Genomic DNA, 25,810 nt, shown 5'->3' with positions numbered 1-25,810 from the left:
GTCAATTTAAATAATACACAACTTCACAATAAGCGACTCATTTCAAATAAAAAAAGCATATACAATTCTATCTCTATGTATAAAATCAACCGCCAATAGAATGCATACTAATCTTACGAATGGGTGCAGCTTGGTAAGCAATATATCCTGCCTTTTTTTGCCAAACCGTATCCAAAATTGTTGCTATCAATTGTTTTCCCTGAGCTTTATCCAATAAATGTCGAACAGAAATACCTGTATTGGCAAACAAACATGTAAATAACTCACCCGTCGCGGTTAAACGCAAACGATCACAACTTTGACAAAAAGGCTTGCTGATGGTGGAAATAATACCCAGTTTAAAACGTTGATTGAGTGTATATATTGTGGCTGGGTCATTATTTCGCTCTAATTTATCGATGCGAAAATGTGGCGAAAGTATATTGATAATGTCATCCTCAACCACGACTTTCTCACGCTTCCAATGCTCAGGTTGATCCAATGGCATGTATTCAATAAATCGTAGTTCAAAGTCATTTTGATAAGCCCACTCAGTTAATGACAATATTTCCTGATGATTCTGTCCATACACTAAAACACAGTTGCGTTTAATTGGGATATTTGCAGCTTTTGCCGCCTCAATTCCTTTTAATACGGGTGTTAAGGGTTTTTGAGTCATTTTTAAAAAAGTATCTGGATCAATACTGTCTAAACTTATATTCAGATCATCAAGGCCAGCTTGTTTTAGCTCAACTGCGTATTTTTCTAAATAATAAGCATTCGTCGTCATTGAGACACGTTGTAAACCTGATGGTCTTAACGTATTGAGCGTATAAATAAAATTAACGAGCCCTTTTCGCATCAACGGCTCGCCACCCGTTAAGCGAATTTGAGTGATGCCAAGTTTAATCATCACTTCGCAAAATCTATAAAGTTCTTCAAAACCTAAAATATCCTGTTTAGCTAACCAGCTCGGATGATCAGGCATACAATAACTGCATTTAAAATTACATCGATCAGTCAACGAAATTCTTAGTTTTCTTTTGTGTCTTTGAAACTGGTCAACTAATTTCGATTCAGGTAAATGTGCTGATAAAATAGATTCAAACTGGCTTTTTGTTTCAGAGCTTATGCTTACAGAGCTTTGTTTTGATACCTTCATCATTTTATTTCTCAGCACTTAAAAACAGTTTTGCTTCATTAAAGTTGCGTGGCAAAAATAGATAAACCAGTAATAACACCTAATCTAGGTACCCTACACCCTGGTCATTCAAAGCCGAATCAACCTTTCTTATTGAACTTTGTTGTAAAACCAGTCCGTATGGCCTTGTTCAGCAATATCATTCACAGATCAACAAACCCGTATCTAAAACCTATCATACAAGCCATTCATCTTCTACTGCCAAGCCTTGATAAATTGATGAAATCTTTTAATCTGCTTTGATCCCAAACGTGGTCGTATTTACCAACGCAAAGGCAAACATAATAGAAACACACCATCCAGGATATCTTGGAGCAAAAGATATCTTTTACGTTGGCAATCTCAAAGGTGTTGGTCGAATCTATCTACAAACTTTCATCGACACCTACAGCAAAGTCATTCATTGCCAGCTCTATACAACGAAAATACCGATTACAGCAGCAGATCTTTTTAAATGATCCTGTATACCATTTTATCAGTCACAGGATCTACCAATGCTGCGTATCCTGGCAGATAGGGTATTGGATATTGCGGTGAAGGTTGAACAACATAATTATGAGCTATGTTTAGCCATCAATGATATTGATCACACAAAAACAAAACCAGCATTCCCACAAACGAATGGAATATGCGAGCGTTTCCATAAAGACGATCTTGCAAGAGTTTTATCAAATTACATTTAGGAAGAAGCTATATAGTACATTAGCGGAATTACAAGCTGCTCTAGACGTTTGGCAAAATTCTATAATACTGAACGAACATATCAGGAGAAAAATGTGCAGTGGTCACACACCACTAGAAACATTACTTGAAGGGAAGCGAATTTGGGCTGAAAAGAATCTAGCTCAAATTTAACCTGACAGACACACTAAAAAAGGGTAACTGTCAGATCAGGTTTGAGCGAGTACATGTAAATTTAACAGAAGTAATTTCTGGGCCATTTCTAATAAAACTTAGTGAATTTAACAAAATGAATATAATTCTTTAACTTTACCAATTTCAAATAGCATCTTTATTAAAATCTTTTCTCCATTGTATTGGACTCATACCAAACCAAGTTTTAAATGCTCGGTTGAAAGAACTTTGTTCATTATAAGCGAGCAAAGCTGATATCTCATTAATGTTCAATGACCTGTCCTCAAGGTATTGTAATGCCAGTCCTTTTCTAACTTGGTTAAGACGTTGCTTAAATGTATAACCTTGTTTTTGTAATTTGTATTGAAAAATTCTCGTAGGAAGACCTACTTTTTTGGAAACATATTCAATATTGATATTACCTTGATGAATAGCTTTGATAATATTTTGTTGCACCAACTCATCAAATGAATTCACCTCTGGTAGCTCCGTCAACAAAATGTCTGCTTGCCTATTTAAAATATTTTTTAAAACAGGATCAGCCTTATTTATTGGCAACTCTAAATTACTTTTCGCAAAAAACATCCTTGTTCTATTTTTTGAAAACTCAATATTACAATCAAAATATTTTTCATAAGTACGTGGATTTTTGGGTCGATCGAATACAAACTCCACTTTGTTCAACTTCACAACATTGGGCGCTACAATGATGTTTACAATATTAAAAAATATAGCAATCATTGTCTCATCCGCTAACTTACCCGCTTTAAAGTTTGCATCAAACTCCCATGAAACAACAAGGCTTTCATCTTCAATAGAAACTTCCATTTGCATAAAGTCATAACAGAGCCTTTGATATTTAATAAAAAAAGGCAGTGCATCATATAAGCTTTCACATGATAAGCCGATGTATCCTAAAATACCTAAATGTGAAGGTTTTACATATCTAGCAATTTCTAATCCTAGAGATGGTCTATTATATTTTTCTTCAATTGCTTTCAACATTGCTAACCATTCAGTAAATGGAATTCGTTTGTATTCATGCAAATTGTTTGAAATTTTAGCGACATTTAAATTTTTTTTTAAAACAAAAAGCTCTAACAAATCAATTAAACCGCTCGTCACAGACTTCAAACTATAAATACGCTTCATCTTTAATTTCCCCTGTACATCTAAAAAAGATTAATCGCTAAGCATCAGATTTTATTAGAACATATAGAACTATACCAAGGTTCTATATCATTAGCTAAATGGGTTCAGATTTTTCTGAAAGTGAATTGCATTACCATCATCATCAAGAAAATTAAAGCTAAGTTTATATAAATTATCATTTTTATTAAGTTCACCAGCTATTTCATAACGTTTAGTTGAATACGGGTAGCACATCATGTCCATTTCTGATTGTATATATATTTTTTGAGAAGAACTTTCAATTTTTAAGTTGATCAATGAAGCATGATAAGGCGTGGGATTTTCACACTCGATATAATTTTTTTTATCTTGTTCAACGATTTTGAAATGTATTTTTTCTACAATCATTTCAGGCAACATTTTTGCGATCTGTTTAGGACGATAAAATAATTTAAGCTGAGTATTCATTGCTAAATTCATATACGCAGCTTGATCGCTATGGCGCTTAATCATTGGTATTTCATATAGATTTAACCAAAAAACAGTTTCTCTATCGTTTGGTAGAGCCTTGCCATTATATAAAATTCTAAGCCCGTGAATGTCATTTGATGCGAGTTTTACAAAAGGTGGTAATATTAGAAACGGCATATTATTAATATCAGGATCCCCTTCTCCTTGATCAACCCATGTTTGTAGAATAATAGGATAGTCATTAGTATTTGCTAACATTAGACTTTGTTCATGCTCACCGTCCTTAAAAACTACCCGTGTTTTAGCAGCCAATACCCCAGCTTGACATAGAAATGAATAAAACAAACAAATACATAATAGTGTAAATTTTGTTATTTTCATTACTGTACCTTAACTAATACATATGCTGTGGAATTAACTTTCCCAGCTTTAATTGGTTCAGTTCCAGGTAGTTTTTTTAAGATTGCGGTAAAATTATGTAGATAATGCGTATAGCCTGACTCTGTTGATGCCCCTGTTTGCGCTCCACTTAGTACAGGATACCAACCAGCAGCAGTACCCCCACCTGCTAAACCTGGCTGACCAACAAAATTCATATCTGTCCCAGTATTTGTGTTTTTTAAGAAAATTCCTACACCTTTTGCTGACTGTGCATCAGTATAATTATCTGAGAGTAAAGCAGTCACACCATTTTGGGCATTTACTAAACCTAATTGTTGTGCTGCTGCAAATGCACCATTTGAAGTCTGTATACCAATAGCAGTCTGATTACTTGCTGTACCTGAAGTAACTTGATTGGAACATTCAATAGATACATTAAAGTTCTCTTGTACAGATTGATTTGCACCAAGCGCTAGAGTATTAATCGTATTGAAAAAAACAATAGGAGTCGCATTTCGAGCAACACAAGTTGGCTGATTCGCAAGTGAGTTTCCAGAGCGCATTCCATAGCCTATCCCATTATTTACCCCCCAAAATCTATAATTTGTATTCGAATCTTCTCCAACATTATCACTGGTTAAACCCGGTCCTTTTAATTGAATATATGCATTAGGCTGTATACAGGTATATGAACCCACCGTGATTTGATTGTCTATACCAGTTCCACAATAAGCGCTACCTGAACCAGATTGAGGTGCTAAACGGCTAACTCTATAGAGTTCTGCATAAAGCGATGGGATATCTTGTAGTCTAATTCGTATTTTACTTCCGACAGTTTGATAATTTTTGACCGGCAAGGATTTCCAATAGCGAGTTAAAACTACCCCATCCATTGTTTGTTTAAGACCAACATACTTATAGTAAGTTGCATATACACTGGGAAGTCCATCATAGAGTCCACCCAAATCCCAATAGCCCCCTACTCGATCATCGCCATTTGTAGCAACCAAAAATTGGATATTCGGTAAATCTGTAAGGTCACACTCCCAAAATACTGTCGAGGCATTCGCTCCACCATAGGTATAACTTGTTGGAGGGACAACAGCACTCCCCATTAAACTCCCAACAGGTTGTAAATATAAACTTGTTAAGTTTACTTTTCCAAACACAATAGGTGCAGTAGTACCATCAGTTGCTAGAAAGTTTCCCACTTTTGTACAGTTAGCATGGGCAAAGATAGATAAAAAGAATCCCAATAAAATTAATATTTTGAATTGTATGCGGATCATTTCAACTCTCCAGATTTACACGTTTCTTCCAGACGAATAATCGTTTGTTTAAGAAGTTCATCATTCAACTGATAATGAACATCACATTTCTGATCTGATTCTTCGCCCCATTTGACAGTTAGAACCCCTTGCTTTGCTGGAGTACGAACATACATTTGACCACTTTGCCCCACCATTCCAATCACATTATTTTGCGAATCAATTACATCAGCACCTAAAGGAACAAATTCATCAGCATCCAATTTTGCTTGGATGAGTAATGGATAACCCATTCTGGTTTTAAACTTTACTTTTACCGCTGCACCAGCATAGGGAACAATACGTTGATCATTTGTTTCAATCTCAACACGATCAGAAATGCCTTTTGGTTCTAATGAAATATTGTTATAGCGATAAGGTGTAATTGCAGGAATAAGTGCATAGCCTTGATGATTAATTCGTGTACCTTGACCATTGAAGAGTCGTGCACCTTCAGCGCCTTTGGCTTCAACTAAAGCAAAAGTTTCACCAAGGTATGGACCAAATGTGATCCCTCCATAATGCACCGCTAATGCGCCTTGCAGATTAGTTGAAACTTGCCAGTAGTTATCACTCATTGAAGCATTTAGACCTAAATTACTATTGTCTAGACGTTTATTGAGATTTGTATTCCAAGTCGTCACTTGCATATTTCGATCATGGCTGAGACCTACTGCATAATTCAGTGATTGATCCTGAGTTAAAGAACCAGATAATGTACTTTGATAAAACTCTTTAGCGTTTTCAGCATGTGAGTAAGCTAAATCTAAATTCGGTAAATTTGCTTTTTTGTATCGTCCTAAAGGAAAGCTCAAGGAAAGATTCACTGAGGTATCTTGACGATTATCAAGTAGTTTTGAATCTATTTCATCAAATCTATTGTTGATGATATTGTCATAAGCATAACGTTGTCGCATTACAGCCAGATTGAGCGTCAAACCATTTTGAAATGCTTTGCCGTATCCAATTTGTGCCTGTACATCATTATCACGACCATCACGGTAGTTTTGTGCTGACCCTGATAAAAATAATATCCCGTAATCACCAAGGCTTTGGTTCAGCGTAATTTCAAAACGGGAGCGTTGTTGGTAAGTCGATGACTCCCAACGATAACCATGTTTATAAGAATTCCTCAGCCCAATAACATCGCCTAGATCTCTATATCCTTCAGTTGAATAACGATAGCCTGCTAAAGATACTGTCGTGTTGGTAGGCTGAAAAGTCTTACTATAGGTCAGGTTAGTCATCCAACCTGTTATTATATTTTCATCAGGTAAACTTGCTCTAGAGTAAGTTAAGTTAGCACCAAAAGCACCGATATGTGATGCATATGTTCCGCCTAAGAGGCCAGCTTGATAACCATCTGCTAGCCGTAATCCTGAATTTAAAGTGACGCTATTACTTATTCCTCGTTGATAAGTAAGATTAGAGAAAAAAGTGTCCTCTCCAATATCACGAGTTTTCCCTACATCTAAGTTATAACGTGAAGCACCTAAACGTAGAGACTCAGGTACAGCTGAAAATGGAACACTAAACTGAGAAATCGTTCCATCAGCTTCTCTAACTTTAACGATTAAATCACCATTAAAATGTGTAGGATATAAATCAGAAATTTTAAACGCGCCTGGCGCTACTGTTGTCTGATAAATTTCCTTTCCATTTTGCAATATAGAAACATTTGCATTGGTTTTAGCTATACCTTGAATCGTTGGTGCATAGCCTCGTAATGAATCAGGTAACATCCTTTCATCGGAACTAAGGCTCAATCCATTAAAACTTAACCCTGAGAAAAACTTTCCAGAACTATAGGTCTGCCCTAAAGTCAATACACCTTGAATAGGTTCTATAGGGCGAGAAATATAACTACGAATATTGGTCCATTTTGTCCCTATTTCTGGACTATAATTAATATTAGACTGTTGACGATATTGCCATTTTCCAATGTTTACACCACCATTTAATGATACATATGCAGCAGATTGAGTCTGCGAATGGTCGTGTAATTGATATGAAGTATGATAATAATTACCCAGATAATTGATAAAGCCAATACTTTCACCCGCATCCCATTGGGATGAATTAACATAACCCCGTGGAATATTATGCATATCATTTTGAGGGATACTAATATCAAGTCGAAGCTTTTCAAAATTAAAATCTATTGAGCTGGATTGAATATAATTTGATAAGAGAACACATTGATCTTGCTGTTTTTTAATATTTATCAAAATTTGCTCTGAAATTCCTAATTTTTCTATAGCAACTAAATCAAAACATGGAGAAATATTTTTTTGTTGGTCTTCTACAAACTTTAAATCCATACGTTCAATAATTTGCTTGTTAACAAAAACATCCACTTTGTAAAAGCCTGGCAATATATCTTCTTTTTCACTTAAACGTTCTAATAGCTTAATTTGATGATCAGATTGCCCACGGAATAATGCTTGATCAAATATATATTCACCATCGTTATTAACATGATCATTTGCATCGGCAGAATTATAACCACCAATCAAGTAACCTACTAAAAATATAGACAATAAGCTTCTACGGCCAAAATATTCAGCAAACATAATATTATACTCGCTTATTATTTATTCAGAGGAATCTCGTGGACGACTAAAGCACCATAATCATTAACAAGGGTAAGTTTAATTTTTGAATCTTTTAAACTATGCGTATTATTATTTATTACCCAATTAACTTTAGCTTTTGGAGCAATTAAGTCATTTTTTTTCACCACGATTTCGCTATTTCCAGCAACTAAACTTAATTCTTTAATATTCACATAATATTCAGATGAATTTTGAATGTTTAATTGCTTTTTTGTTCCATCATTTTCCAAGGCAAATTGAACTTTTTTATAAGCATCTGCTGTAGAACCTTTCAAATTTTTAGGGCGGTAAAAAACCTTGACACGATTCTTAAATACAATCATTAAACGGCTACTATCGCTGTCTTGTTTTTTTAGTGCAGGAAACTCAGAAAAATTCAAATAAAACAGTGACTCAACATCTTTTGAGACGTTTTCCTCACCCGTAAATATTAAGCGTACAGTTTGTCCAGTATTTGGATTTATCCGAAAAATCTGTGGACTAACAACAAAGGGAGCTTTGCTTTTTTCAAGAGTAGAATCTTCATCCCCTTCATCTAGCCAAATTTGTACAAGGTTTGGATATTGATCTTTATTTTGTAAGTAAATCGTTTTTTCATTTTGGCCATCAGGAAAAATTACACGTGTTCCTGTAAGAACTACACCTGAGAAGGCAGCGGACATTATGGTTAAGCCACCAATCAAGATATGACTTTTTATAATATTGACGATCCACCTACTCATTTTTACCACTCCAACCAAAAAATTGATTGATCTGCTACTTAAGTAGCAGATCAGATAAAACCTTATTGATAGCTTAAGGTGTATTCAACAACTGAGGTCACAGCACCTTGTGTTGCACCACCAGCTTCAGAAATATAACGCGCACCAAAATCATGGCTGGCACTTGTTGCACCATTGAGTAATTTCAGACCTTCAACAGCTGTTGGCCCATTTAGAACAACTGAAGTTGTTCCAGCAGCCTCTTTAGTCAACTGAATCGCAACATTAGTAGCAGGATTAACTGTTGCTACATTGCCTAAATTGCCACTCGTAGTTACTGAGTGACCTAAAAATTTTGTTTTAATATCAAGATCTGAGCTAGGTGCAGTACATCCAGTGACATTAATCGTAAAAGGTGTCAAACCTGCTGTGGCACCAGAAGAAGTTAGCGTATTTGCTGATACCGTAGGTAGTAAAACCACGCCATTGGTTCCACCATTGATTGAAGCTTGGCAAGTTTGATCTGTAACTTCCCCTTGAAATGTTACTGTAGGCGCAGCATTTGCAACGCCTGTAACCATAATGCTCATAGTTGCTATTGCTAGAAAACGATTTACTAATTTCATAAATACACCTTTAAATGATAAATAAAACCAAATGAAACTATGAGGATAATAATCTTTAAGCGATAAACAATTCTTTACATTTCACACAAATTACTTATACATTTAAAACAAATTTTCTTAAAAATTTAAATATAAATTTATTATTTTAAAAAATTATTTATTGAATTCAATTAGATAAATTTACTCATAACTCACAAGAAAAAGAGTGATAAGTTTAACAAAAATAATAAAATACCCAATACAAGACAAATTATTGAATTTTAATAATGACTTAAAGAAATAAAATGAAATCAATCATATTTATCAAGTTTATTTATCAAATAACTTGATAAATAAATATTTTTCAAACTAAAATAAAAACAATCAAACGCTAAAAAGGAAATAACCTGAATGAATTTTTATAAATGTATTGCTACAGCCTCAATAATCTTCGTATCAATTAACACTTCAAATGCTCAAAATTTTCAATCATGCGAATCAAAACAACAAGAAATCGAAAGTAAATTAAAAATTGCAATACAACATAATAATACATACGAAATAAATGGTCTTAAAAAAGCACTAAAAGAAAATCAGATACATTGCAATAATGTGACATTAAAGCAAAAAACAGACACTAAAATCAAAGAAAAAGAAATTAAAATACAAAAACTTAAATCAGAAATACAACTAGAGCAAAAATCTGGAAATTTAAATAAGATTAAAAAGAAAGAACGTAAAATTGAAGCCTTAGAAAATGAAATAAAAACATTAAAATCTCAATAATTAAAAAGGGAAATTCAGTTCCTTTGAACTGAATTTCCAATATACCTTAAATATTTTCCTTATCTAAACTCATTTTTAAAGTAAAATATAAATATTCATAATCTTTACTTGTCGCTTCTTTCAATACTTTTTTAATTTGTCCATCATTCCAACCTTGATATTTAACTCTCGTTAAGAAGATAGAAATGAGAATAAATGCATGATCACCTTTCCTTAGATAAGTTCGATTATATTTTCGTTTAACCTTTGTGCTTGATTTTGACAAAACAATAATTACTTAAAAAAACTGGACGTTAAAGTTTAAAATTATTGATTATTATTTTCTTTACATCTTAAACATTTTGTTTATCATATAAAACAAAAATGCTAAATAATCAGAAAAATTCTATAAATATAAATACCTTACATTAAAACCATTAATCATACTACCATTTCAAATTAAGTAATCAATTGTTTAACTTCCAAACATAAATAAATATAGATGCTTTAATTTAGCGTAATTAATTGTTTTTAAAAAATATTGATCATCTAATAATAAAAACGGAGTCCTACTAGATGAGCTTTAAATTCCAGTCCATGATCTCAAAATTCTCAATAGTGGTTTTGGACTTCCGTAGTAAATCTTGCCCCCCTTTCCTTCAAAAATAAGGGAAATAATCTTTTTCGGTATATTATTATTTTCATACTAACCTTTGATTTTAATTCCAATAATTTTCGATTCCATAAAAATGATTTTGACCATTTGCAAAGTGCGTAGAATGATAAATTTTATGATGGCAGAACCCGCTATATCTAGAGAATTTTAACTACGCCATTAATTAGTATAGACGATGCTATCAGGTGTTATTTTATCTGTAATTACATAAGCATATAGTTCGTCTTGCTTCAAGTTGTCCTTTTAAATTTCGCACACCTTGTATATTTTTCTTAACTTCAGAGCGTAAAACAATAATCACTTTAGTTAAATAGAGATAACCCACCTCTTTTACGACATCCCCTATCTTCATCTTATCAATAGCACGAGCAGATCATGCCATTTTCTTTTTGTTGCTAATTTCCGCACTCATCTTCGGATTCCTTTTTGTGAATCAGCCTCAATTTGTTAAGATGGCGACCGAGAGAAACCAATTTGTTTCCTCACACATTGTTGACTCAATTTTGGCACTAATAAAAGTACACTAAAGCGATGCTTTTTCCTTTGCTTAGGTCAGATTTGCACAGAAGTTGTTAGAATTGGTTAGATAGCCAAACTTTCAAAATAAACTTATTTATTATTTAAATTTAGAGATTTAACATACATGAATAGCATGGAAACAATGGCTGACTTATCCTCCCACACCCCAATGATGCAGCAATATCTAAAAGTAAAAATGCAGCATCCACACTCTTTAATGTTCTATCGCATGGGCGATTTTTACGAACTGTTCTTTGACGATGCTAAAAAAGCCGCAAAACTTTTGGGTATTACCCTCACTCATCGTGGTAAAGCCAATGGTGAACCTATTCCAATGGCAGGTGTTCCATACCATGCTGCGGAAGGCTATTTGGCGCGTTTGGTTAAAAAAGGCGAAGCGGTTGTCATCTGTGAGCAAATTGGTGAAGTCACAGGTAAGGGACCTGTTGAACGCGGTGTAGTGCGAATTATTACCCCTGGAACATTGACCGATGATGCCCTGTTAACCGCAACACAAGCATCGAATCTTGTTGCAATCTGCTTTCAACAAAACCAAATTGGTATGGCACTGCTGGATTTAAGTGCTGGTATTTTTAAAGTTCAACAACAAGAATTTAAATCTGAAAGCTTGGCGATTGAATTAGCTCGCTTAATGCCAAGTGAGATATTGGTCGATGAGGACATTGTCGACCCAAATATTATTGAAGATATTAAACGACAAATTGAATGCCCGATTACCAAACGGCCCAATGTCGATTTTAATTTAAATAACGCACAAAAAACCTTATGTGACCAATTCGCAGTTTCCACACTTTCTGGTTTTGGTATTGACCATCTACCCTTGGCTAAAGCGGCTGCCGCTGCACTGATTCATTATGCCAAAGAAACTCAAAAAACTGCGTTACCACATATTCGTTCAATTAAATTAGAACAAAGCTCAGATTTTATTGCACTTGATCCTGTTACACGCCGTAATTTAGAAATTATTGATCCTTTATTTGAGCACGGCACTTCGCTGTTTAGCTTAATCAATGATTGCCAAACAGCAATGGGCGGACGATTGCTGGCACGTACTTTGATGCAGCCCATTCGTGATACTCAAATCTTAGATGCACGTTTAGATGCAACGGATACTTTACTGAAAGGCTACCATGAAAGTCCTGTTCGCTTAGTCTTAAAAGAAATTGGCGATATTGAACGGGTTTTAAGTCGTGTTGCACTTGGCAGTGCACGTCCTCGTGATTTGGTGCAGCTTCGTCAAGCATGTGCACAAATCCCATTCTTAAGACATGCAATCCAACCGATTCTTGAGACTCAGCAATCTAAATTGATTGTGCAATTGAATGAAGAATTGGGCGATTTTAATGGATTACACCAACGTTTACTGTCTGCGATTGTTGAACACCCACCTGTATTATTGCGTGATGGCAATGTAATTGCAGAAGGTTTTGATGATGAGCTCGATGAACTGCGTAAAATCCGTGATCACGCAGGCCAATTCCTGATTGATTTAGAAATCAAAGAGCGAGAAAACACGGGCATTAATACCCTGAAGATTGGTTATAACCGTGTCAGTGGTTACTATATCGAACTCACCCGTGCCCAAGCAGAACAAGCGCCTGATCATTACATCCGTCGTCAGACGCTGAAAAATGCCGAGCGTTATATCACCCCAGAATTAAAATCTTTTGAAGATAAAGTACTTTCCAGTGAATCACGTGCGCTTGCGCGAGAAAAACTACTCTTTGAAATGTTATTAGATGAGTTAAGAGCGGATATTGCCAATTTACAAATGATGAGTGCATCGATTGCCCATATCGATTTATTGGCAAACTTTGCCCATCAAGCCCGTTTGAATAATTGGAATCGACCTGAATACAGCCCAGAAATCGGGATCAAAATTACCGCAGGTCGCCACCCTGTAGTTGAGTCACTCAGTAAAACGCCATTTACCCCTAATGATACCCTACTCGATTTCAATCATCGTATGGCGATCATTACAGGGCCAAACATGGGCGGAAAATCAACCTTTATGCGTCAAACTGCACTGATTAGTTTGCTGGCATATTGTGGTAGCTTCGTCCCTGCTAAAACTGCGAAGTTAGGACCAATTGACCGTATATTTACTCGAATAGGCTCTGCAGATGATTTATCTACGGGTAAATCTACCTTTATGGTGGAAATGACCGAAACATCTCAGATTTTGCACCATGCAACCAATCAGTCTTTGGTGCTTATGGATGAAGTTGGTCGTGGTACAAGTACTTATGATGGACTATCCCTAGCTTGGGCATGTGTGCTTGATCTAACCAAACGAATCAAATGTTTATGTCTCTTTGCCACACATTATTTTGAATTAACTGAACTTTCAAAAGAAGTGGCAATTGATAACTACCATGTGACTGCCAAAGAGTTAAATGGTAATTTGATTCTATTGCATAAAGTACAACAAGGTCCTGCCAGCCAAAGTCATGGTTTACAAGTTGCAAAACTTGCAGGGATCCCTGCGGGGGTGATTAAAGAAGCGCAAAAGCGTTTAAAAATTTTAGAGAAACAACAACAGCAACAATTGCAATCCGTTGTGCAAAATGACTTATTTGCAGAAGTTGAAACCATTGAGCCTGAAAAGTTTGAACACATCATTGAAATTGAAAAAGTCGTTGAAGTTGAAAAGTCATCACCAGTACTCGATGCTTTAGCAAATATTGATGTCGATGATTTAACGCCTCGCCAAGCGCTAGATCACCTCTATGCATTAAAAGCAGCACTAAATGCATAAGCAATAACAGCTATCCAGTCTAAGTAAGTTTGAAACTCTCTACTTAGGCTGGAAATAACTTGCGTCTATTGATCTTTAAATAGCAATCTAGACGATAACTTAAGCCAGTCTAAAGCGTAAAATAGCACTCCATAATGAGTAATTGAATGCTAAGTTTTAGGAGAATAATATCAATATTTTACTCAAGTCCCTGCAGCTTTCCGATATAGATCTCATTTGGCAACATATTGATCGACGTGAATTAATCACCCAAATGTATCTACAACAAAAGCAAAATTTACATTTAGTAGATTGTTTTTATGATGTGCAAAGCTGGGATGAATATCATTTAGAAAATGACCCCCCGCTGTTAATGCAGCATCTTATTCAAGGTGGACGATGTGTGGGTGCATTTAATCAATTAAATCGATTAATTGGTGTACAACTGGTATCTAATCAAGTCATCACTGATTATCCAGATGCGAAGCTATTACAATATTTTTATGTCGATGCAAATCATCAAGGCCTTGGTCTTGGTACACAACTCATGCACTCAGCGATAAAATCAGCTGAGCAACTTGGTGCTAAACAACTGTATATTTCAGCAACACCAACCCAGCGTACTGTCGACTTTTATCTTAAACAAGGCGCGCTGGTCTTAGAAAAACCTGATCAGCAATTATTGGAATTAGAACCTGAAGATATTCATCTTATCTATACATTGTGATGATCTGACTGATACTGAAAATACAGGTCTAAAGAATTCTAAATAGTTCTGAATATAGCAATTGGCTAAAAAACCAGCACGCGAAGGTAATAACCCCATTTCGCTTCTGTGATTTAGTCTCATATTTATGTTCTTTTTTGAATATGTTTAGCATTTTTTCACCTATGGCAACATCAAAATTACAGCGCATATTTTAAAAAATGCATAATTCATCACAAGTTAGAAGAATTTTCTATAAAAAAAATTGATTTAGCAGGTTCTTCTATATTAAATATCAATAAAAGCAATTGTTAGTTTGCGGCGTTTTCCCTAAAATACAGCATTATTAATTAGAACCATATTTTTAGGTAGCTGACGCCATGACCTTTGTTGTCACTGAAAATTGTATTAAGTGTAAATATCAAGACTGCGTAGAAGTATGTCCAGTAGACTGTTTTTATGAAGGTCCAAATTTCCTAGTCATTAGTCCAGACGAATGTATTGACTGTGCGCTATGTGAACCTGAGTGTCCTGCAAATGCAATTTTCTCTGAAGATGAACTCCCTGAAGGTCAAGAAGTATTTATTGAATTAAATGCTGAACTTGCTCAAAAATGGCCAAACATTACTCAAATCGGTGATCAACCTGAAGATCGTGAAGAGTGGAATGGTAAAGCCGATAAATTACAATACTTAGAAAAATAAGTATTGTATAAAAAAGATCAGCTTAGGCTGATCTTTTTGCATTTTAATATGTAAATTGTACATTTATTTGCAATTTATCCATAATACACGCGCCAAACTAGACTAAAATAGCCCGTTACTTGCTTTAGCTAATATTGAGAATGAAATTTATTTTGAAAGGTTTACTTGCTGTCGGTGTTACTACAATGATTCTGGCTGGATGTACATCTTCCCCTCAAAAGAATCCAACAATTAGCACGTCGCATGGTCAGCGTATTTACATCCCCGAAGAAAAAATTACGATTGAGCGACCTATTCCTCCTAAAACGATGCCTTCATCTTATCGCCAATGGTTGATTTATGGAGACAATCAATCACGTGCACGTGATTATGAACGTTTTCTTGAACAAAATAATGCTGGAAATATTATTCCTAGTTTTGAGTTATTTAAAACTGCACGGGATTGGGACAAGTGTGGTAAGTCTGAATATATGATTCCAAGCCGTGAGCTTTGGAGTAATCAATTACCGACATTAAAAGTATTTAAATACTTGGTTGCTTCTAAAGTTCTGACTGATTTTACTGTAACCTCAGTATATCGAGACTTACCTTTAAACCAATGTGCCGGTGGTGCTGGATCTTCACGTCACCTATTCAATTCAGCCATTGATTTCCGTATTGGGCCAGAAAATCCGCAACCTCAAGATTATGCGTATATTGAACATACCAAATTCAAATTATGCCAGTTCTGGTCGCAGTATGGTCAAAGCTTAAACATGGGCTTAGGACTGTATGCTTCAGGGCAAATCCATATTGATACTCAAGGTTATCGTACTTGGGGACCTGATCTCACCCGTAATAGCTCAATGTGTAATTTTTAATACTCCATATTCAATTTAAAAGAGATCAATAAGATCTCTTTTCTATGAACAAGCATTTGATCACTGATCATATTTTAGATCGAAACGCCCTTAAATAAAAAACGCCCAATGAAATTCATCGGGCGTTTTTTGAAATAAAATTAATCTATTTCAAACGTCAATCAACTGGATATCAATCTAGTCAATTGCAGGCGTATAGGTGCCATCAGCAATCGCATCTTTAATACGGTCAGCTTCTTCTAACACCAAGGCAAGAAGATTCTTCACGTTTTCTAAAGTTGCAACTGGACTTAAAGTGGTCATTTTCAAAGATTGAACCTGTCCAACTTTAGTTACACCGATATTGGCTTCACCACGCGCAAATAATTCATCTGCAACGTTTTGATTCAAAGTATCAAGTAATTCAACTGGATAATTGTCAGGTATTACACGGAATAATACCGATGCAAATTGTGGATCAACCAGCATTTCCAAACCAGCAGTAGCATTGATGTAATCTGCCACTTCACGAGTTAGCTTAACGCCATGGTCAATCATTGAACCATAAAGCTCTTCACCTAGGTTTTCAATCGTCATCCACAATTTCAACGCATCAAAACGGCGTGTAGTTTGTAGAGATTTAGACACTAGGTTCGGTACACCATGTTCTTCATCATAAGCAGAATTTAAATATTCAGCTTCATAATGCATAAAACGATAGTTCGCTTCATCTTTCAACAAGAACGCACCACATGAAATACTTTGGAAATAATGCTTATGGAAATCCAATGTAATCGAATCAGACAATTCAATACCATCAAGCATTGAACGGTAGTCATTCGATAAGATCAGTGCACCACCCCATGCTGCGTCGATATGCATCCACGCGCCATATTTATTGGTGATTTCACGCACTTTCTTCAATGGATCAATCGCACCTGCATCGGTTGTCCCTGCAGTCGCAACGACACAAGCAACAATTTTACCTTCAGCCTGTAAATGCGCCATGGTTTTTTCTAACGCATCAACATCCATCTGCGCATTTTCATTGACTGGAACAGTCACCACAGATTGGAAGCCCATGCCCATCATCGCCATGTTCTTTTGCACAGAAAAATGTGCATTTTCAGAACAGATCACTTTGACATTACGCATGGCATCACTTGGAACGCCATCACGTTGCACAGACCAAGGCAGACCATTTTCGTCTTTCCAGTTCTTGGCAATACACCAGTCACGCGCTAACAATACGCCCATCAAGTTAGATTGAGTGCCACCAGAGGTGAACACACCTGCCTGACCTGCACCATAACCTACTTTTTGACGCAGCCAGTCGATCAATTGAACTTCCATCAAAGAACCTGCTGGGCTTTGATCCCATGAGTCCATTGATTGGTTGGTCGCATTAATCAAGACTTCAGCAATTTGACTTGTCACCATGGTTGGGCAATGCAAATGTGCTAAAGAATGCGGATGATGTACTTTTAAACTTTTGTTCAGGAAAAGCTCAACCATACGCTCAAGCGATTGGTGTAAACCTAGACCTTGTTTAGACGGTGCAAAAGAAATCGCTTCACGAAGTTCTTTAATGCTCCCACCTGTATACATTTTGTCATTTTGCAACCATGCTGCGACCGCTTTGGTCGCCTCACCCATTGCTGACTCATAGTCAGCAATAGATTGAGCATCATTGCAGAGTAACGCTTTACGATGTTCTGCAAAATCTACCATGAATTAAGCGCCTCGAACTGCAATAAGAGCCTCTGCAACCGCTTTCTTAAAGCGCGCAATAGCTTCTTCACATTCTTCTTGAGTAATGATCAATGGGCAAAGTAAACGGATCACCGTACCGCTACGGCCGCCTTTTTCTAACAATAATTTATTGTTAAAACATGCCGTTTGAATTGCAGCAGCCAATTGTGAATCCGCAGGAAGAGAACCCATATGATCCGCTTGCTTACGCTCATCCACAATTTCGATACCGATCATTAAACCGCGACCACGAACATTACCAATACATGGGAATTCTTGCGCTAATTTTTTCAATTCAGCTTGTAAGAAATCACCACGTTGTTGCGCATTTTGTGCAAGGTTTTGCTCTTTAATGGTATTGATCGTTGCAAGACCAGTACCCATTGCAAGTTGGTTACCACGGAAAGTACCTGTGTGACCTGCAGGTTGCCAAGCATCAAACTTACGTTTAATACCCAAAACAGCCAATGGTAAGCTACCACCCACTGCTTTTGACATCACCACAACATCAGGTTCAATACCAGCATGTTCAAAAGCAAACATTTTGCCTGAACGTGCAAAGCCCGCTTGAACTTCGTCCAAAATCAACACAATGTTATGACGCTCAGTCACTTCACGGATTTTTTGCAACCATTTCGCAGGTGCTGTAACCACACCGCCTTCACCTTGAATTGCTTCAAGAATCACAGCTGCAGGCTTAGTTACACCGCTTTCGACATCTTCAATGAAGTTTTCGAAATAATAAGTTAAGGCATCAACACCTGCTTCACCGCCAACACCCAACGGGCAACGGTATTCATGCGGGTATGGCATAAATTGTACGCCTGGCATTAAGCCATTTACCGCATTTTTAGCAGATAAGTTACCTGTCATCGCTAACGCGCCATGAGTCATCCCATGGTAACCGCCAGAGAAACTGATAACTGTATTGCGACCTGTATAGGTTTTCGCCAATTTAATCGCTGCTTCTGTACCATCTGCACCAGATGGGCCACAGAACTGTAAGCAATACTCTTCTTGCCCACCCGGAAGTTGTGCAAGCAGTGCTTCAGTGAAAGCATCTTTTAAAGGCGTTGTTAAATCTAAAGTATGTAAAGGGAGACCACTCGCTAAAGTGTCTTGAATACTTTTAATCACCGCAGGATGGTTATGGCCTAATGCCAATGTTCCTGCCCCAGCTAAACAATCGAGGTACTTTGTACCTTCAACATCGGTAACCCAACAACCATGTGCTTCCGCTATCGCTAACGGTAATTTACGTGGATAACTACGAACATTCGATTCCATCTGACTTTGGCGAGTCAAGTAGTATTCGTTTGTGGAAGTGGCAGCAGGATTTACAGAAGTAACGCTCATATCGAATTACCATCTCTGATATGGGTTGAAAGAAATAAGTCGGGTGACTTGTGGTCCTTTGACTCGGTGCTTTATAGAAATCTAGTTAGAGTGCTTTTAATCTTCATAACTAGGAGCGCGATAATACAGTTTTTTACAAGAAAATAAATATCTTTTATGTACTTATCCACACTCCATTTATCGAAAAAAACATTTAGCTAAATCTAATTAGTTATTATCATCATACTATGTGACAAAGCAAAGAAAAGCCGATAATTAAAATCACTTTATAAATCTCAACCCTTCTGATCATTTTTTATCACAATCAAACTCGATAAGCTTTTAATTTTTAAAATATTTTAATCAAAACAAAATTGCAATTTATATGCAAATTATTACAAATGCACCACAAAATCTGCCATAGTTTTCCGCAAACCAGATTTATGATTAAAAACAGATTCAATTTATACAATATATCTTTCGGTCATAAAATTTAGTCAAACAATTTTAAGGATTCATTATGCGTTATTTAGCTTTAACTACTTTACTCTTGGGAACCACACTGAGCACAATGACAATGGCAGCAGAAAATGACCCGTTAAACTACAATATTGTCAACGTTCAAGCAGATGCGACACGTCAAGTGTCTAATGATGAAATGCATGCTGTACTTTTTATTGAGAAAAACAACAAGCAACCTGCTGAGTTATCTTCTCAAATTACTCAGTTAATGAATCAAGCCATTAGCATTTCGAAAAAGTATCCACAAGTTAAAGTCGAAACAGGCTCACAAACCACTTATCCTGTTTATGACAATGACAACCAAAAATTGAAAGAATGGCGTGGTCGTGCAGAAATTCAAATCGAAAGTAAAGATTTTAAAGCGGCAAGCCAGTTAATCAACGAGTTGCAAACCAGCTTCCAAACACAATCGATTAATTTCACAGTATCTGATGAACAACGTAAAAAAGTTGAAAATGAATTGATGGTTGAGGCTTCAAAGAACTTCCAACAACGTGCACAAATTTTAACGCAAGCGTGGAATAAATCGTCTTATAACTTGGTCAATATCAACATCAATACCAGCAACTCTTATCCGCAACCAGTATATGCAGCGCGTGCATCTATGGCTAAGTTCGAAGCTGCCGATGCAGTCGGTGGTCAGAACATGGCCGCTGGTGAATCAAAAATCACAGTCAATGCCAATGGTTCGATCCAGTTTAAATAATTTTTTGATTATTATATAAACCGTGCTTATGCACGGTTTTTTGCTATTGCACTATATAAATTTGCGATTGCAATATAAAAAAGTGAATATTTGATTAAAAAATCTATTAATTTGAATTAAACAATAGTTTTAAATGATAATCATCCTGATTTAAAAATATGCTTGAAGAGATTAAGATACGCACAATTTCAAATGCCTATCTCTTTATGAAAATTTCAAGCCATAGAACACCTGACTTCGCCCTGTTTAAACCCTCACATCTCAGCCTTGCAATTGCTGTTTCACTTAGCTTTATATCCAATGCTGCTTTTGCCGAAGACAATCAAGAAACTTCAACACAAACACTTAAAACAATCACCGTACAAGCTGAAGGAAACTGGCTTGAAGCAGCCAAAGCTGAAAAAGTTCACAAGCATGCAGGTGCACGTACCATTATCGATCGTAAAAAAATGGACGAATCTGCGGTGACCTCTATCCGTGATGCGCTAAAACAAGTGCCAGGGGTTCAGGTTCAGGATAGCAATGGCACAGGGGGTAGTGATGTTTCACTCAATCTGGGTGTGCGTGGCTTAACCTCTCGCCTCTCACCGCGCTCCACTGTGTTGATGGATGGTGTTCCATTATCCTTCGCGCCTTATGGTCAACCACAATTGTCTATGGCACCTGTTTCAATGGGCAATATTGAATCTGTAGACGTTGTTCGTGGCGCAGGTTCAGTCCGCTTTGGGCCTCAAAACGTGGGGGGAATCATCAACTTTAATACCCGTGCAATCCCTGAAAAACTATCAGGCTCTGTTGGTTTAACCACAGAATTCGCCACAGGTACCGACCAACTCAAGTACAGCCCAAACCTCTTTATCGGCGGTACTATGGATAATGGTTTAGGTCTTGCGCTACTTTATTCAGGAACCAAAGGAAATGGCTATCGCGAAGCCAATAACGACATAGATATTGATGACGTCATGTTAAAGTCGTCATATCAGTTTACAGATGCAGATTCGATTGCACTTAATTTGCATCATTATGAAGGTCGTGGCGAAATGCCAGAAGGCTTAACGACTGCGGATTATGCCAAAAACCCATACCAGTCAAACCAATACCGTAACTATTTTGCTGGCCGTCGTTCAGATGTTTCTGTTAAATACAGCCATAAAGATGAACTCAATAACTTTGAAATCCTTGGTTATTATGTCGATTCATTCCGTACCAGTGATCTAGAATCAGCTGTAGAAGGTACTGCAAATAGTCGAATTAGTAATTCTCCACGTGATTATAAATATTTTGGCATTGAACCGCGTTATTCACGCGCCTACACTTTGGGTAATATGAATAATGAAGTCACTGTCGGTTATCGCTACTTACAAGAAGATAGTTCAGAGTTTTCTGGTCGTACAGCGCCATATAATACTGCAACAGGCACACCGGGTGAACGTCTTGCCAACACCACTAGTGAAGGTGGAACCAAAGCGCATGCCGTGTATATTGATAACCGTTTTGGTCTAGGTGCACTAACCATCACTCCAGGTGTACGTTTTGAGTCAATTAAAACCCATAATGATTATACCGCCTACCAAAATGGTAAATTCATCAATACGGTACACCCAAAAATAAATTCTGATGAGTTTTTACCAAGCCTTGCAGTGCAATACAATTTCAATGAGCAATGGAATGTCTTTGCCAATGCGGCGGTTTCTTTTGGTCCTCAGCAATATAATCAATTGGCTAAAGTCGAAGGAAATAAAGCGATAACCACTTTAGATGGTCTGCATCCTGAAAAATCCAACAACTATGAAATCGGCACAAAATACCTCGGCAATGGTTTAAATGCTGAATTTACAGTGTTCTATTTAGACTTTGATAAAGAATTATTACTTGAACGCCCTGACAATATTGGTACAGGCATTTGGACCAATCTAGGTGCAACCAGTCATAAAGGTGTAGAGCTTGGCCTAAGTTATGACTTTGGTAATATCTACGACTCTCTGCAAGGCTTAAAAGTCTATAGTAACTATACATTTACCAAAGCAGTGTCTGAGGCAGGTAAATTTGCTGGTAAGGACTTACCTTATTATTCACGACATGTTGGAAATTTAGGGCTTGGTTATAGCTTTGACAAATGGTCTGTCAATGCAGATATGTTTGCTCAATCTAAACAACATGCGCCGGGTTCAGGCAATGTTTACCAAACCGTTGAAACTTCAGATGGTCGTACTGGTGATATCCCGGGTTACTCAACTTTTGCGGTACGTACTGGTTATGATTTTGGACAAGATTTTTACGGTTTAAAAGTTGCTGGTGGGATTAAAAACCTATTTGATCAAGAATACTTTACTCGCTCATCTGACTCTACAGGTGGTAAATACGTAGGGCAACCGCGTACTTTCTATCTACAAACTTCTGTTGATTTCTAATTTTTGAAAAACTTGTAGATTTACAAAGCATTTAAAACTAAAGCGCTAATCTCATAGATTGAGATTAGCGCTTTTTAATTACTTTTATTTGAATATATTCTATGATTATTCTCTTAAAATAGCAGTTAGAACAATCTGTAATGGAATACGAGACAATACTTCTGAGTTTAGGCTTCTTCGCTTTTTGTGCGGGTTTAATTGATGCTGCGGTCGGTGGAGGTGGATTAGTTCTACTCCCAGCACTAATGCATGCCTTTCCCAATCAAAGTCTCGCCACAGTTTTTGGAACCAATAAAATCATTGCCATGGCAGGGACTGTATCTTCTGCATTTGCTTACTTTAAGAAAGTTACAATCAATTGGAAACTTATACTACCCACAATGTTGGCAGCATTTATATTTTCTTTTTTAGGTGCAATGTCAGTTTCGTTGATACCTAAAGAGTTGATGCGTTATATCGTATTCTTTTTACTGATCTTGATTGCGATCTACACCTTTGCCAAAAAAGACTTAGGTAAAATCCATACTGTGTTACAGACGGGTAAAAAAGAAATTGCGTTAGGTTTATTTTTTGGCGCCTTAATTGGATTTTATGATGGAATTTTTGGCCCAGGGACAGGTAGTTTTTTACTCTTTCTGTTTGTAAAAGTATTTGCTTTTGATTTTTTAAATGCTTCTGCATCTGCCAAATTGGTCAATGTTGCCACCAATATTGCTGCCATGTTTTTCTTTATCCCTTCTGGGCATATTTTATGGATGGCTGGCATCATTTTAGCAGTTTGCAATGTTTTAGGCTCACTTGCAGGTACCGCTTTAGCATTTAAATATGGAAGTGGTTTTATTCGTATTTTCTTTTTAATTTTACTGGTATTTTTAATTGGCCGAATGGGCTATGACTTATTTATCGGTTAGTCATTCATACTAAATATAAAAATTGAAAAAAGCCCGTCAAAATTCTATAGTTAAACCACCTAATTATTCATAGAATTAATTTTCATCAAGTCATTGATCACAAATTGAGCTTATGTTTTTATATGAACTTTTAGAAACTGTTGGTTATTAATTCATTTTTTGTAATTTTAAGTCCTAGATGGTGATCCTACTGTGGGGCGACAGGGATGTCGCCGTTGGGCGGGGGTACAGGACGTACCCCTCGCCCAGCAAAAGATTTTTGTCATCTTTTCATCTCTGAAAAGTGAGGCATCGCCTACGCAATGGTATTTAAACTTTGAATGTAAGGTGTGGCATTGCAAGCTTTTTATAATCAAACAATTTATTTTTCCATGCAATTGATTTAATTTAAGATATTAATTAAGAAGAATTATATTCTTGTGTCTGAGTTTTTGACAGGTTGACTATATAATTAATGATCAAATGCTTGGTCATAAAAAATGTTCAATAAACATTTTTCCAAAAATTTAAATCTTTTCAGCTTTATCTAAAAAGTATTGTGTGGCTTCAGTTAAATCCATATCTAATTCATTGGCAATAATGGCTAACCACCAGACACATTCACCTAACTTATGCTGCAACTCTTGTTGAGCATCGCCTTTGTGTAACCACTTCCCTGTCTGCGCCATGACTAATCTCCCAACCAATCCAGCATCAGATAAAAATGCCAACGCATCCTCTTGCACTGTCCATTCAGCATGATGATTTATTCGCTCTAGCTCATGATAACGTTCTCTGATTTTTACTGAACGTGCTACAACCTCATCAACCGTTATTTTATGATCCATCATTTTGCTCGTTTAAAAATAAGAGCTTACTTGATTTTGTAAAATTGATTCGATTAGAAATGTAATACGTTCAAAATTGAGTGTGTAGCAATAATCGCTATTGATACACTTTTTATGAGTGAAGCGTTCAAACATAATTTTATAAAATGATTTTTCTAAAAAAATCTAAGTAAAATCAGGACGCGCCCAGCGTTCACTCATATGCCAATTGACCAGATCAATAGCTGTATCACTTTCTAAAAATTCATTTTCATCTTCTAAAGCATCTTCATTCAGCTGATATAAGTCATTGTCTAAATCATCTGAAAATTGTTGAAGTAAATCGGTAATCGAGTTGGCGACTAGAATACCAACATCATATTCATGATCAATAAAGATTACTTGGCCAATTTGACCAACGGCGGTGGGTGCTAAATCCACATACAAACCTGTGCGCCCACCATCGTGCGCAAACTGAACCCAATCTCGATGATGGGCATTGGTTGGATTGATTTGTGGGTCAGCATGTTGAAGAACAAACAACTCATCAACGAGATCCGCAAGATCGGCACGTTTATTTTCAATATTGGTCAGCGATAAAAATTCCATACCATAAAATAAACTGCCTAAATTTTCCTCTTCATTCATCCCATTATGCCAACAGTACAACTGTTTAAAATCATCAGGTAAACGTTTAGAAAGCCTTTGTTCAAATTGTTCTATATCTGAAATACTTGCCGCAGGATTGAGTGATTGATTTGCGATCTTTGCAGCATGTTGCACTAACCAATTTTGTATATTTTCTAATTGTTTTTGAATCATGTTCTTCTCATTTATCTTAGGGTCTGTTGACATTTCATAAATGGCTTGCGTTGTAGGCTAAAATTGAGCAGGCAAGGCATGAAACGAAGAGAATAGCGAGACTATTTTCGAGTTTCATAACACAGACTGAGATAATTTTAGCCACAACCCTTCAGGACTAGAGTGTTTTTGCCGTTACGAGTTACCTTGCGAAACGTTGTTTCTCATCATTTAGAATGACTAAATTTCATACTCCGCGCCTAATATCGCCTAAAAAACACTCGCAGTCGCAAACGTAGACGTAGACGTAGACGTAGACGTAGACGTAGACGTAGACGTAGACGTAGACGTAG

The 25,810-nt window shown here is 36.5% G+C and carries 19 protein-coding genes and 2 pseudogenes; 9 read left to right on the top strand and 12 right to left on the bottom strand.

Going from position 1 to position 25,810, the window contains the following annotated elements:
- Positions 1-85 precede the first annotated feature (85 nt).
- Positions 86-1,144, bottom strand: coding sequence for a GTP 3',8-cyclase MoaA (moaA, locus tag FY049_RS08295; protein WP_446083506.1), 1,059 nt, complete (start codon positions 1,142-1,144; stop codon positions 86-88).
- A gap of 320 nt (positions 1,145-1,464) precedes the next feature.
- Here moaA and FY049_RS08290 point away from each other — a divergent pair.
- Positions 1,465-2,035: pseudogene (locus FY049_RS08290) on the top strand (integrase core domain-containing protein); the annotation flags it as partial.
- Positions 2,036-2,179: 144 nt separating this feature from the next.
- Here FY049_RS08290 and FY049_RS08285 read toward each other — a convergent pair.
- The 6 genes from FY049_RS08285 to FY049_RS08260 all read right to left on the bottom strand — a co-directional run bounded on the left by FY049_RS08285 (position 2,180) and on the right by FY049_RS08260 (position 9,267).
- On the bottom strand, positions 2,180-3,187 hold the full coding sequence (locus tag FY049_RS08285) for an AraC family transcriptional regulator (protein ID WP_056515336.1): 1,008 nt from the start codon (positions 3,185-3,187) through the stop codon (positions 2,180-2,182).
- 90 nt (positions 3,188-3,277) lie between these two features.
- A complete protein-coding gene (locus FY049_RS08280; RefSeq protein ID WP_056515333.1) occupies positions 3,278-4,018 on the bottom strand; it encodes a fimbrial biogenesis chaperone in 741 nt (246 codons plus the stop codon).
- A complete protein-coding gene (locus FY049_RS08275; protein ID WP_166783537.1) occupies positions 4,018-5,307 on the bottom strand; it encodes a fimbrial protein in 1,290 nt (429 codons plus the stop codon). Before FY049_RS08275 ends, FY049_RS08280 begins: the two co-directional genes overlap by 1 nt.
- Positions 5,304-7,898, bottom strand: a complete 2,595-nt coding sequence (locus tag FY049_RS08270) for a fimbria/pilus outer membrane usher protein (protein WP_446083505.1) — start codon at positions 7,896-7,898, stop codon at positions 5,304-5,306. The genes FY049_RS08275 and FY049_RS08270 overlap by 4 nt, the downstream gene beginning before the upstream one ends.
- A gap of 17 nt (positions 7,899-7,915) precedes the next feature.
- On the bottom strand, positions 7,916-8,602 hold the full coding sequence (locus tag FY049_RS08265; RefSeq protein ID WP_228129025.1) for a fimbrial biogenesis chaperone: 687 nt from the start codon (positions 8,600-8,602) through the stop codon (positions 7,916-7,918).
- Between the two features lie 122 nt (positions 8,603-8,724).
- Positions 8,725-9,267 (bottom strand): fimbrial protein, encoded by a 543-nt coding sequence (locus FY049_RS08260; protein ID WP_056515326.1) that lies wholly within the window; start codon positions 9,265-9,267, stop codon positions 8,725-8,727.
- Positions 9,268-9,657: 390 nt separating this feature from the next.
- On the opposite strand from FY049_RS08260, the gene FY049_RS08255 reads away from it, so the two are divergent.
- Positions 9,658-10,032 carry a DUF1090 family protein gene (locus FY049_RS08255; RefSeq protein ID WP_004721683.1) on the top strand — a complete coding sequence of 125 codons (375 nt, stop codon included), beginning with the start codon at positions 9,658-9,660 and terminating at the stop codon, positions 10,030-10,032.
- Between the two features lie 562 nt (positions 10,033-10,594).
- On the opposite strand, the pseudogene FY049_RS08250 reads toward FY049_RS08255, so the two are convergent.
- Positions 10,595-10,894 (bottom strand): annotated as a pseudogene (locus FY049_RS08250) (IS1595 family transposase); the annotation flags it as partial.
- A gap of 436 nt (positions 10,895-11,330) precedes the next feature.
- Here FY049_RS08250 and mutS point away from each other — a divergent pair.
- The 4 genes from mutS to FY049_RS08230 all read left to right on the top strand — a co-directional run bounded on the left by mutS (position 11,331) and on the right by FY049_RS08230 (position 16,234).
- On the top strand, positions 11,331-13,985 hold the full coding sequence (mutS, locus tag FY049_RS08245) for a DNA mismatch repair protein MutS (protein WP_419261674.1): 2,655 nt from the start codon (positions 11,331-11,333) through the stop codon (positions 13,983-13,985).
- A 175-nt stretch (positions 13,986-14,160) separates the two neighbouring features.
- Positions 14,161-14,691: a GNAT family N-acetyltransferase gene (locus FY049_RS08240; RefSeq protein WP_224965510.1), complete on the top strand. Its 531-nt coding sequence runs from the start codon at positions 14,161-14,163 to the stop codon at positions 14,689-14,691.
- A 359-nt stretch (positions 14,692-15,050) separates the two neighbouring features.
- Complete coding sequence (fdxA, locus tag FY049_RS08235) at positions 15,051-15,374, top strand: ferredoxin FdxA (protein ID WP_004721686.1); 324 nt, start codon at positions 15,051-15,053, stop codon at positions 15,372-15,374.
- A 140-nt stretch (positions 15,375-15,514) separates the two neighbouring features.
- Positions 15,515-16,234 carry a D-Ala-D-Ala carboxypeptidase family metallohydrolase gene (locus FY049_RS08230; protein ID WP_004721687.1) on the top strand — a complete coding sequence of 240 codons (720 nt, stop codon included), beginning with the start codon at positions 15,515-15,517 and terminating at the stop codon, positions 16,232-16,234.
- Between the two features lie 177 nt (positions 16,235-16,411).
- On the opposite strand, the gene FY049_RS08225 is transcribed toward FY049_RS08230, so the two are convergent.
- Entirely contained in the window at positions 16,412-17,944 is a 1,533-nt protein-coding gene (locus FY049_RS08225; RefSeq protein ID WP_004721689.1) for a pyridoxal phosphate-dependent decarboxylase family protein, read from the bottom strand.
- A 3-nt stretch (positions 17,945-17,947) separates the two neighbouring features.
- Entirely contained in the window at positions 17,948-19,321 is a 1,374-nt protein-coding gene (locus tag FY049_RS08220; RefSeq protein WP_004721690.1) for a diaminobutyrate--2-oxoglutarate transaminase, read from the bottom strand.
- A gap of 499 nt (positions 19,322-19,820) precedes the next feature.
- Here FY049_RS08220 and FY049_RS08215 point away from each other — a divergent pair, with 499 nt between their 5' ends.
- From FY049_RS08215 to FY049_RS08205, 3 genes are all read left to right on the top strand, one after another.
- Entirely contained in the window at positions 19,821-20,528 is a 708-nt protein-coding gene (locus FY049_RS08215) for an SIMPL domain-containing protein (protein ID WP_004721692.1), read from the top strand.
- 206 nt (positions 20,529-20,734) lie between these two features.
- On the top strand, positions 20,735-22,939 hold the full coding sequence (locus tag FY049_RS08210) for a TonB-dependent receptor family protein (protein WP_446083504.1): 2,205 nt from the start codon (positions 20,735-20,737) through the stop codon (positions 22,937-22,939).
- Between the two features lie 140 nt (positions 22,940-23,079).
- Positions 23,080-23,850 carry a sulfite exporter TauE/SafE family protein gene (locus FY049_RS08205; RefSeq protein ID WP_004721696.1) on the top strand — a complete coding sequence of 257 codons (771 nt, stop codon included), beginning with the start codon at positions 23,080-23,082 and terminating at the stop codon, positions 23,848-23,850.
- A 506-nt stretch (positions 23,851-24,356) separates the two neighbouring features.
- Here FY049_RS08205 and FY049_RS08200 read toward each other — a convergent pair.
- Entirely contained in the window at positions 24,357-24,677 is a 321-nt protein-coding gene (locus FY049_RS08200) for a hypothetical protein (RefSeq protein ID WP_004721698.1), read from the bottom strand.
- A 165-nt stretch (positions 24,678-24,842) separates the two neighbouring features.
- Entirely contained in the window at positions 24,843-25,478 is a 636-nt protein-coding gene (locus tag FY049_RS08195) for an SMI1/KNR4 family protein (protein WP_446083503.1), read from the bottom strand.
- Positions 25,479-25,810 lie beyond the last annotated feature (332 nt).

Source organism: Acinetobacter sp. 1125_18A (assembly GCF_052824985.1).
The sequence above is the reverse complement of the archived record's forward strand: the minus strand, read 5'-3'. Positions and strand labels throughout refer to the sequence as shown.